This is a genomic window from Gracilimonas sp. BCB1 (assembly GCF_040117685.2).
Lineage (GTDB): Bacteria > Bacteroidota > Rhodothermia > Balneolales > Balneolaceae > Gracilimonas.
This window is the reverse complement of the sequence record NZ_JBEDYP020000006.1, coordinates 69,715-79,527: the sequence shown is the minus strand read 5'-3', so window position 1 is coordinate 79,527 and position 9,813 is coordinate 69,715. Positions and strand designations below refer to the sequence as shown.

Sequence of the window (9,813 nt, the reverse complement as noted above, 5' to 3'; positions counted from 1 at the left end):
TTTTGTTGGTGTTGCTTCTGGCCTCAACAGTATCAAACCGGATATTAACCACGGTGCAGCTTTGAACATCTAGGTTTTCGCATTTATAATAAAACCTTTTCGCGTTTTTGGTGCGCCGCTTCAATGGTAACCTGTAACTCTTAAAACAGTGCAGGTTTCACGATACCGTGAACGACTCACTTACGTACCGGAATGCATTCTGTGTCCGGCCACCATGCTACCCCAAACAACCAACTCCTCCGGGTGTACAAGCGAAGGGGTTCAGCCCTTCGCTAATAACAAAATCAAATACAAAAACCAGGAACTGATAGCATCAGCCTATTAATGCATCACCCCTAATACATCCAATATCTTCTCTTTCAGCACTTCCGGTGTAAAGGGTTTGTGAACAAAACCGGCGTACTGCTCATCAATAATTTTGATTCGTTCGTTGTTACTTTCCGTTGAAACAATAAGTACCGGCATATCCATAGTGATGGGATTTCTGCGGATATTATCCAGCATTTCCATTCCATCCATAACGGGCATATTCACGTCAATGAAAAGTAAATCCAGCCAGTTGTTGTCAACCACTTCCAATCCTTCGGCACCGTTGCTTGCCTGGTGAACTTCACCAACCTCAATTCCGGTATTCTTAATTGTTTTGATGATCATACTTCGCATTACAGCGCTGTCATCTACCACAAGTATATTAATTGCCATTTTTTCTCCAGTTTGTTACGCTATAACTTCTAATTTCTTTGTTTCTACATGCTTCAGAATCGCACCCGCTATTCCTTTGAGGGGAAGGATGTCCATTGCTGCTCCTATTTTTGCAGCCTCTTTAGGCATTCCATACACAACCGAACTTTTTTCATCCTGCGCTATGGTATAAGACCCTGTTTCCTTCATTTGTAGAAGTCCTTTAGCCCCGTCGGCACCCATTCCGGTCAGTATCACACCCATTGCCTTACTCCCGGCTACTCTTGCCACTGAATCGAATAATACATCCACACTTGGGCGATGGTGATTCACCTTGCCTGTATCTATGACTTTAACCTCAAACCCCTCTTCCGACTTACCAATAATCATATGCTTGTCACCGGGCGCTATAAATACTTTTCCGGGAAGTACCTTATCTCCATGTTTAGCCTCTACAACTTCTACCCTGCACAGGGTATTTAAACGCGTTGCAAACTGCTTGGTAAATCCCTGCGGCATGTGTTGAACTACAACCACACCCGGGATATTTTCCGGCAACTGGGGTAGTAAAAATTCAAGAGCACGCGTTCCTCCGGTGGAAGATCCTATGGCGATCAACTCCTCTTTAGAGGGCCCGTGTATTCCTCTTTCGTTCAAGCCGTAGTGATTTGCTTGTTCTCCTTCTATGTGTAAAACTCCCGGAGTTGTGTGTGAAATGACATTTGCCACAGAAGCCGTTCGTACAGCCCTCACTAGGTCTTGCTCCATTTCCCGGGCGTCATACTCTGCTTTGGGTTTAGAAATTACTTCGATAGCTCCTGCAGCTAAGGCCCGGAGAGCTCTCTTACTATTCGCAGGAGTAACCGAACTCACTACTACAACAGGTATCGGAAGATGCTTCATCAGTTTCTTCAGAAAAGTAAGTCCATCCATGCGGGGCATCAGCATGTCTAAGGTAATCACGTCAGGCTTATACTCTGCTAAAAGCTGACGAGCTTCATAAGGGTCTTCAGCCGTGCCTACTACTTCAATATCTTCCTGCTTATTCAGTAAGAAAGAAATGAGCTTTCTGTCAAATATTGAATCGTCAACTACCAGAACCTTAATCATGCCAGCCCTCCTTTCCCGGTCAAGAAACCGGTTCAGCCTTTTTCCTGGCCATTTGATTAATAATAACCTCCGGGATTACCTGTAACGGTTGAATCTCTTCAACTGCTCCGACCTTTACGGCCTCTTTGGGCATTCCATAAACTACCGAAGTGGCTTCATCCTGGGCAATGGTGTAAGCACCCGCCTTTTTCATATTCAAAAGACCCTGAGCTCCATCAGCTCCCATTCCTGTTAAAATCACACCCATAGCATTCACACCAGCCGATTTTGCCACCGAGTGAAACATTACATCCACACTCGGACGTTGATGATGTACCGGTGGTCCGGACTTGATGCGGGTATAATATTTAGCTCCGCTTTTCTCTATCAGCATGTGGAAATTACCGGGAGCAATCAGAACCTGTCCTGACTTAACCAGATCCCCATCTTCTGCTTCTTTTACCTTAAGCCGGCAGATGGAATTTAATCGCTCAGCAAAACTTTTGGTGAATACCGGCGGCATATGTTGCGTAATCACGATTCCCGGCAGATTCTCAGGAAGTTCAGTAAGCACGGCTTCCAATGCCCGGGTGCCTCCGGTAGATGCCCCGATTGCAATTAACTTGTCGGTGGTATGCTGAAGACCTGTTGGTTCTATAAACTCTGTTTTCTTTTGTTTAGACTGAGCAGACCTGACGGTATCCATGTGCTTATCGAAGCGAGCAACTGATGCTGTTCGAACAGCTTTTACAATGTCCTGTGATATATTTTGTGTGGAATAAGCCGACCCCGGTTTACAGATTACATCCACGGCGCCAAGGCGTAACGCATTTAAAGCATTAGCACTGTTTTTTGGAGTAAGAGAACTGACCACAACTACCGGCATCGGGAAATGCTTCATCAGTTTTGCCAGGAAGGATAGACCATCCATACGTGGCATTTCCAAATCCAGAGTAAGTACGTCTGGCTTCAGCTGTATAATTTTCTCACGAGCTATATACGGGTCGATAGCAGTTCCGACTACCTCTATATCCTTTTGTTTGTTCAGTTCTTCGGTGAGCAGTTTCCTGACTACCGCTGAATCATCAATAATCAATACTTTGATCATCCTGTCTCCTCAGAGTTATAAAATATGGAGATATCAGCTATGCCTTCGTCCAAAAGTACCTGCAGTTTCTCGTGGTGCATGCCTTTAAAAATGGCTTCCACATTTTCACTGGGCTCGGCTATTCGGGGCGGACGGATGTAGCAAATGTTTTCATTGCGGGCAAAAAGAGGTACGGTATTTCCACAAATAATATTTGCGATTTCACAAAGGGCACCCTCTTTTTCTTCTTTTGTAGCTTCTTCCACCCCCAGCATGTTGGCAGCGATAGCTTCCAGCAGATGACCGGAAGCATCGATAACCATTCCTCCTTCTGCGGCTCCATCGAACAGAACAATGGAGCGGGCTGTGCCGTCCGGCTTTTGCATATCTTCTGTATCTTCGAGCTCCCATTCTTCTAATGGAAACATATAACAGGTTATCTCAAAGGTGTTAACCGCGATATCATGGATTTTATCCGTGTAAGTGATACTCATTGCTGATCCCGTATAATTTTGATATTTGTTGTTCCAGTACCGGCAGGCTTAGTGGTTTGTTTATATATCCATGACCCCAGAAAGCCAACATATTTAATAACTGTTCTCCTCGTTCAGTTGTGATAGCAACAGCCGGGATATCCCTGAACTGTTGATGATTGTGTATGATATTCAGGAACTCTATTCCATTCATAACCGGCATATTAATGTCGGTTAGAATCAGGTCTATTCTGTTCCGGCTCATGATATCAATGGCATCTATACCATTTCCGGCTTCATATATTTGCCCTATTTCAAACTTGCTTCTTCTCAGCAGTAGTTTTTGAAATACCCGAATTGCCGGTTCATCATCTATGATCAGTACATGTTTTATAGATTCTATTTTCATTTTTCTATTCCCATAACAGTTGCGGTTTACATTTCACCATTAACCATAAATCCGGATTCCTTGTTAGTTATCGAATCTTTATTCAACAACTTTAGCACTTTATTTCGGAGTGCCTCCGGGGCAAAGGGCTTATGAAGAAATTCAGTGCCAAGGTCCCGGACGATATCAACTTTGACATCGTTGCTTTCGGCAGAAACGGTCAGGATTGGAATACGGCAAGTTGCAGGATCTAATTTGATGTGTGCCAGCATTTCAGCTCCGCTCATTACCGGCATATTTAAATCGGCTACAATTAACCCGAACTCTTTCTTACGGATCAAATCCAGTGCTTCTTTTCCATTTTCGGCTTCTATAATTTCATTAATCTCAAAATCGCATAATTCAACCGTACGCCGGATAACCATCCGCATAACCTGGCAATCATCTACAATCAATACGTTTAATTTCATAGTTTCCTCTCTTATATCGCTACTTGATGGTTGAAAGCTGCACCCACCGAGATTCCGGTCGATCGGTTCACATCGTTTATCGGTTGCTTATTGATCGTAACCAATCCATCCGCAATCGATAAAACCATGGTACGGGAAGTACTCCCTCCTACATCCTGCGATGAAATCATAAATCCGTTTTTCCAAAGCAGCTTTCTTAATACCGTAAAATTCCGTTTCCCAATCTTGAAGTAATCATCATCTTTATTCTTCTTCATACTTGCACCGCCGGCAACAATAATCTCAAGATTCTTCTTTTGGGCTCCCAGTTCATATACTTCGTTTAGCAATTTCCCGAAACCGGTGTCCACATACATCGCTGGCTTAGCTTTTGCTTTCACCGGATCTGACTTTGCCAAAGGAAGCATCACATGCACCATGCCTCCTACTTTTGCTACAGGGTCATAAACCGTGATACCGAGACAGCTTCCAAGTGCATGAGTAATTATCTCTTCATGTTCATTGGCAGATACTTTTAAATCACTAACGCCTACTACTTTTCTCATTAAACACTCTGTTATATTTTCTGATACACAGCAGGAGCCAAATTTTTGAATCCTTTGTTATTTGATGAAACACTTTCGGAATGACCCAGGAAAAGAAATCCCCCCGGATGGAGCTGGTCGTAGAACTTCTGAACAACCTGTTGCTGAGTCTGCCTGTTGAAGTAGATCATTACATTCCGGCACATAATCACATGAAAATTACCTTTAAGCGGCCAGTCCTGAGTCAGATTTAAGCGACCATAAGTGATCATTTCCCCAATCTCCCTGTTCACCTTAAACTCGCCATTTCCGATGCTGTCAAAATACTTCCGACGGATGGAACCGGGTACATCCATCATTCTTGTAGACGGATACACTCCATTCTGAGCCACCTTCAATACTTCTCTTGATATATCGGTAGCTAGTATCTTTACTGACGACCAAGAAGTTGTTTTCCTGGCTTCCTGAAGTACCATTGCCGTGGTAACAGCCTCCTCGCCGGTGGAGCAACCAGCCGACCACCATTTGGCATCCCTTCCTCCCATCGTTGGGATAATATGCTTCTTGATAAATTCAAAGTGCTGAGCTTCCCGGAAAAAATGTGTTTTGTTTGTGGTCAAAACATCCACAAAAGACAAGAACTCCCCACCCGATTCCGGTTTTTCTATGAAGTCCAGATACTCCGAGAAACTTCCGATCCCCAGCTTTCGCATTCTTTTCATCAGCCGGCTTTGGACGAGTGCTTCTTTACCATCCTGCAAAAATATTCCACAATACTCATACAGCAACTCTTTGACCCGTTTAAAATCTCCTGACTTTAATTTAATGGACGAACTCGGTGATGACAGGGGGTTATGTGTGATTGACTTCATGATCTCATCCTCGCTCAGGCGGCAGAATCCATCAGGGCGGCTGTATCCAGAATCAGACCAACACGTCCGTCTCCAAGAATGGCTCCCCCTGAGATATGCGACATTTTTGTGAGCATATGAATCGATTTACCCACCAGCTGCTGCTGCCCGATTACTTCATCAACAAGAAGAGCGTACCGGCGATTGTTATTCTTTATAATTAACAAGGTTCCTTCCAGTAAACTCTCCTTTGCTCCGTTTATCTCAAATTGCTCGTGCAGTCTTATCACAGGCACCGATTGTCCCCTGAAGTTCACCTGTTCCGAGCTGCCCATCATGGTAAACATGTCAGATTCTTTCGCACGGAAGGTCATATCTATGTTTATGGTTGGCACAATAAATCGCTCTGTACCCACCCGCACCAACATACCATCGGTAATAGCCAGGGTGAATGGCAGCTCAATAGTAATGGTAGTTCCTTTACCTAATTCAGAAGATACCTCTACTTTACCCTGAAGTTGCTCAATTGAACGGCGAACTACGTCCATACCTACTCCCCGACCCGATAAGTCGGTAACTTTCTCAGCCGATGAAAAGCCCGGCAGAAAAATCAGATTATAAATTTCTTTCTCTGAGAGTTTCTTATCCGGATCAATCAGACCTTTTTCAATGGCTTTGTTGAGGATCACATCTTTGTTGATACCCCGGCCGTCATCTTTAATCTCAATAACCACTTTACCTCCCTCCTGTGATGCAGAAAGTGAAAGTTCGGCGTTGGCATCCTTGCCGCTTTTGAGTCGTTCTTCCGGCTCTTCAATACCGTGGTCCAATGAATTTCGCAGCATGTGGATTAATGGCTCGTTGATCACGTCTACCATGTTGCGGTCAATCTCAGTGTCTTCTCCAAAAGTCGAAAACTTCACCTGCTTTCCTGCTTTCCTGGACAGATCCCTAACGAGGCGGTTCATTTTATGGAAAGTCGCTTTCAACGGAACCATACGTAACGTTAAACTGGTGTCCTGAAGCTCCCGGAGGATTTTTGTGGCATGATTTACTTTTTTCTGAAGCTCCGAATCTTTGGGAATGGCTTTGTCCTGGGCAACTACCGAATGCGCAATTACCAGCTCTCCTACCATGTCAATCAAACGGTCCAGTCGGCTTACACTTACCCTGACCGATGACTCAGACTCCGATTTTGAGGTGATCTTATCTGCCCCGGAGTTTTCTGTTGCTGTAGCATCCGAACCGGGTATAGCATCTTCAACGGGATTGGCTATGGGAACTGCTGCTTGTTCACCACGAATTTCTTCCAAAGCCTTTGCCGGCTCTTTTCCTTCCTCCGAAATAGCATTAAGTACACTTATCATGCTATCATACTGGGCTGGTTTATGAAGCGGATCACCACCTTTAGCAACTTCAACCACCGCAAGCATCTTGTTCAGAATATCGATGGAGTCAAAATTGATATCAGCACAAGCACGGTCGAAAGGCAAATCCCCTTCCCGAACCATGCTCAATAGTGTTTCTACAAAATGGGTAAACTCTGAAATAGGTTCGAGCCCCATAAAAGCAGAGGTTCCCTTGATTGTATGAAATGCCCGGAATACGGTATTAATAAGTTCCTCATCGTCCGGAGATTCCTCCAGGTCCAGCAGAGCGCTTTCTGCCATTTCAATCAGTTCGGAGCACTCCGTGATAAATTCTCCAACCAGGGCCATTTCAATATCTTCAGGAATGTGAAATATTTCTGAGGAAGCAACCTCTTTCTTCTCAGCTTTGGATTCCTTCGCAGATTCTTCAGTAACTTTACCGGAGGAGACTTCATTTTCTTCTTCAGAACTAAATGGCTCATCGTCAATCTTAGGATTATCCCATTCCTTCTGGGCCTCGATTTCTATCGCCTGCTCCGTTTTATCTGATACAATTTTCAGCCATCCCTTTGCTCCTCCACTGGCTTCAACTTCGGCCATGGCTTCTTTAAGTGGAACAGCAATCGCCTCGTCTGCATGCTTAACGATATAGGAAACCAATTCATCCAGTTTCTGAAGGTCTTCTCCTTTAACCGATTCTTCATCAAGCGTAATCAGGAAACCGGCAAGATCATTTAGCGTATATTCTTTTGCCGAACTGCCCGCTTTTGTATTCTGCTTTTTCTCCCCATTCTTTTTAATCTCTTCTACCTTCTCCTCTTCCAGTTCAATAACCGTGTCAGCAGATTCGGCTCCACCTTTCAGCGATTTCTCCAACTCATCATAAGCCTTTTCAAAGTCTTCCACTTTGATATCGCCTTCCTCAATTACATACTCCCTAATCGTATTGATGGCCTGCATGGTGGCTGTTTTCACCATGATGAAGTAATCATCTTTCTCGTAAAGATGTTTAATTCCCTGCCACGACAAGTCGATCAGTTTTTGAAATTGCCCGAAGTTATTTTCAACGTTATTGGTAACCTCTTCGAACTTGGCACCGGCTACGGCAACATTCTCCCTGTCGGCCGGCCATGCATCAGCCAGCAGCCTGATTATGGATTCGAGTTCCTGGATAAGTTGGTCTTTATTACTCATTGATTTCTGGTTTTATCTGGATTCACTCAGTGCCATATTCAGCATAAATTCGCCACAGTCACTGGAAAATTTCATTTTAGCCGATGGTGGTTTATTTGGCATAAATAAGGTCAGATCGCTACCCCGGGTTGCTGTTGGCAATGAAGACTGCCCGCGAAACCCAACCCTTTCAATATTTGCTGCTACTTCCCCGGCCAGGATGTTTGATATCTCAGCAATTAAATCGCCCATATCGTGGCTTTCAAAAGGAAGTTCCATTCCCAGAAATACATTCGAAATCTGTAAGGCCGTTGTCTTGGGTATGGCAATCATCAGGGAGAAAGTATGATCGGCATTGAATACGGCTATGTTTCCAATGATGCCATTTAGTGGACCGCTTTGATCCAATTGCTCCACACATTGAGGAGCGGCCCCGCAGATGGACGTAAAAGTGTTTATTACCGATTCCTGTACAATTTCTACAATCTCGCCCGGGATTTTATCTACTTTGCTTAGCTGTTCTGCAATCATTGTATCTCCCTTTAAGCATTAAGAATGCTGCTAAAAAAGCTCTTCTTCTCTTCTTCAGCTTCTTCTTTCTTTATATTGCCATTCTCATCGATGTAGCGGCTGATGGCTTTCGACATCTTATCGGCCGTAAAAGGCTTGGTGATGTATTCATTAGCACCGCCTTCGTTCAGAGCCTTATCAACTTTCCCCATCGACTTTTCTGCGGTTACCATTATAATGGGTATATCAGCATAGCCTTCGTCCCGAATGGCTCGGGCAAGTTCAACGCCGGTCATTTTGGGCATATTCCAATCCACAAACAGCATCTGGATCTCATCATTAAATTTTCCGAGAGCATCCTCTCCATCCATTGCTTCCACGTATTCAAAATCCGCAATTAACAGTTGATCGAGAGCACGCTTTACCTGGCTCCGCATAATTTTAGAATCATCAACAACAAGTGCTTTTATCTTACTCATTATTTACTCCTTTGTATGGGTAAGGCAGAATCAGTTCTGCCCTGAACCTCAGTATTAAAGTCTTATTAAATCGGGAGCTTTCAGTGTTTGCCTGAATTCACAAATCCCGCTCACCCTGTTATCGGATGTTTGGAAAATTCCTTAAGAGATTAACAAGGAATTATTATTTGATAGAATTGATGCAGGCTTTAAGGCTAAAGCTTTCGGAGTGGATGACTGCTAATCCTGTAACAGCCGTTAGATTAATGGATTCTAACAAGCAAAAATGCCCCTCCTTTTTTACTATTGAGCAGTTTGATTTAAGGGTATAGTTTTAGGCAATCAGGTACATTAATGGGTATAAACAGCACATTTCAGTCATTTGTGCGTTCAGAAGTTAAGACCCCAAAAGGGTTCAGGCTTGTGGAAGCATACCTGACACGTAAGAATTTCACGGACAAGCAATCCGCTGAATATTCTGATTATGAAATTATTGAGGAGGCAAAGAATAAGCCCCGCACGCACGGAACCTCTTTCGTGGCAGATCCGGATTTCACATCTAATACAAGTTTTGAAGAAATGCCGGATGAGTGGATGAGCAAGCAACAGGCAGAAGTGACTATGCAGCTGGCTATGGTATCAAAAACAAGCCCTCAGAATCTGAAGAGAATGCAGACTTATCAAATTCTTTCTCAGTTCAAACCAATAGGTCAGTACCTGGATTTTAAATTATAAACCG

General features: G+C 43.9%; 12 protein-coding genes. 1 reads left to right on the top strand and 11 read right to left on the bottom strand.

Annotated elements, in window-relative coordinates; translation table 11 throughout:
• Nucleotides 1–321: 321 nt before the first annotated feature.
• From ABFW99_RS02575 to ABFW99_RS02525, 11 genes are read right to left on the bottom strand one after another with little or no spacing between them, the layout of a single operon-like run.
• Nucleotides 322–702: a response regulator gene (locus ABFW99_RS02575; protein WP_349354235.1), complete on the bottom strand. Its 381-nt coding sequence runs from the start codon at nt 700–702 to the stop codon at nt 322–324.
• 15 nt (nt 703–717) lie between these two features.
• Complete coding sequence (locus tag ABFW99_RS02570; protein ID WP_349354236.1) at nt 718–1,791, bottom strand: protein-glutamate methylesterase/protein-glutamine glutaminase; 1,074 nt, start codon at nt 1,789–1,791, stop codon at nt 718–720.
• Between the two features lie 19 nt (nt 1,792–1,810).
• On the bottom strand, nt 1,811–2,878 hold the full coding sequence (locus ABFW99_RS02565) for a protein-glutamate methylesterase/protein-glutamine glutaminase (protein WP_349354237.1): 1,068 nt from the start codon (nt 2,876–2,878) through the stop codon (nt 1,811–1,813).
• Entirely contained in the window at nt 2,875–3,351 is a 477-nt protein-coding gene (locus ABFW99_RS02560; protein ID WP_349354238.1) for a chemotaxis protein CheX, read from the bottom strand. The genes ABFW99_RS02565 and ABFW99_RS02560 overlap by 4 nt, the downstream gene beginning before the upstream one ends.
• Nucleotides 3,329–3,739 (bottom strand): response regulator, encoded by a 411-nt coding sequence (locus tag ABFW99_RS02555; protein ID WP_349354239.1) that lies wholly within the window; start codon nt 3,737–3,739, stop codon nt 3,329–3,331. Before ABFW99_RS02555 ends, ABFW99_RS02560 begins: the two co-directional genes overlap by 23 nt.
• A gap of 26 nt (nt 3,740–3,765) precedes the next feature.
• The gene (locus ABFW99_RS02550; RefSeq protein ID WP_349354240.1) at nt 3,766–4,188 is read right to left on the bottom strand and encodes a response regulator; all 423 of its coding nucleotides are present in this window, start codon (nt 4,186–4,188) and stop codon (nt 3,766–3,768) included.
• 11 nt (nt 4,189–4,199) lie between these two features.
• Nucleotides 4,200–4,733, bottom strand: coding sequence for a chemotaxis protein CheD (locus ABFW99_RS02545; protein ID WP_349354241.1), 534 nt, complete (start codon nt 4,731–4,733; stop codon nt 4,200–4,202).
• Between the two features lie 11 nt (nt 4,734–4,744).
• Entirely contained in the window at nt 4,745–5,584 is an 840-nt protein-coding gene (locus ABFW99_RS02540; RefSeq protein ID WP_349354242.1) for a CheR family methyltransferase, read from the bottom strand.
• A 14-nt stretch (nt 5,585–5,598) separates the two neighbouring features.
• Nucleotides 5,599–8,127 carry a chemotaxis protein CheA gene (locus tag ABFW99_RS02535; RefSeq protein ID WP_349354243.1) on the bottom strand — a complete coding sequence of 843 codons (2,529 nt, stop codon included), beginning with the start codon at nt 8,125–8,127 and terminating at the stop codon, nt 5,599–5,601.
• A gap of 12 nt (nt 8,128–8,139) precedes the next feature.
• A complete protein-coding gene (locus ABFW99_RS02530; protein WP_349354244.1) occupies nt 8,140–8,637 on the bottom strand; it encodes a chemotaxis protein CheX in 498 nt (165 codons plus the stop codon).
• A gap of 11 nt (nt 8,638–8,648) precedes the next feature.
• Entirely contained in the window at nt 8,649–9,095 is a 447-nt protein-coding gene (locus ABFW99_RS02525) for a response regulator (RefSeq protein WP_349354245.1), read from the bottom strand.
• 333 nt (nt 9,096–9,428) lie between these two features.
• On the opposite strand from ABFW99_RS02525, the gene ABFW99_RS02520 reads away from it, so the two are divergent.
• On the top strand, nt 9,429–9,809 hold the full coding sequence (locus ABFW99_RS02520; RefSeq protein WP_349354246.1) for a hypothetical protein: 381 nt from the start codon (nt 9,429–9,431) through the stop codon (nt 9,807–9,809).
• The last annotated feature ends 4 nt before the right edge of the window (nt 9,810–9,813 follow it).

Coding starts and splice junctions, on each gene's coding strand:
- ABFW99_RS02575 (WP_349354235.1), bottom strand. CDS start 702: ATGGCAATTAATATACTTGTGGTAGATGACAGCGCTGTAATGCGAAGT.
- ABFW99_RS02565 (WP_349354237.1), bottom strand. CDS start 2,878: ATGATCAAAGTATTGATTATTGATGATTCAGCGGTAGTCAGGAAACTG.
- ABFW99_RS02545 (WP_349354241.1), bottom strand. CDS start 4,733: ATGAGAAAAGTAGTAGGCGTTAGTGATTTAAAAGTATCTGCCAATGAA.
- ABFW99_RS02520 (WP_349354246.1), top strand. CDS start 9,429: ATGGGTATAAACAGCACATTTCAGTCATTTGTGCGTTCAGAAGTTAAG.
- ABFW99_RS02535 (WP_349354243.1), bottom strand. CDS start 8,127: ATGAGTAATAAAGACCAACTTATCCAGGAACTCGAATCCATAATCAGG.
- ABFW99_RS02525 (WP_349354245.1), bottom strand. CDS start 9,095: ATGAGTAAGATAAAAGCACTTGTTGTTGATGATTCTAAAATTATGCGG.
- ABFW99_RS02555 (WP_349354239.1), bottom strand. CDS start 3,739: ATGAAAATAGAATCTATAAAACATGTACTGATCATAGATGATGAACCG.
- ABFW99_RS02560 (WP_349354238.1), bottom strand. CDS start 3,351: ATGAGTATCACTTACACGGATAAAATCCATGATATCGCGGTTAACACC.
- ABFW99_RS02540 (WP_349354242.1), bottom strand. CDS start 5,584: ATGAAGTCAATCACACATAACCCCCTGTCATCACCGAGTTCGTCCATT.
- ABFW99_RS02570 (WP_349354236.1), bottom strand. CDS start 1,791: ATGATTAAGGTTCTGGTAGTTGACGATTCAATATTTGACAGAAAGCTC.
- ABFW99_RS02530 (WP_349354244.1), bottom strand. CDS start 8,637: ATGATTGCAGAACAGCTAAGCAAAGTAGATAAAATCCCGGGCGAGATT.
- ABFW99_RS02550 (WP_349354240.1), bottom strand. CDS start 4,188: ATGAAATTAAACGTATTGATTGTAGATGATTGCCAGGTTATGCGGATG.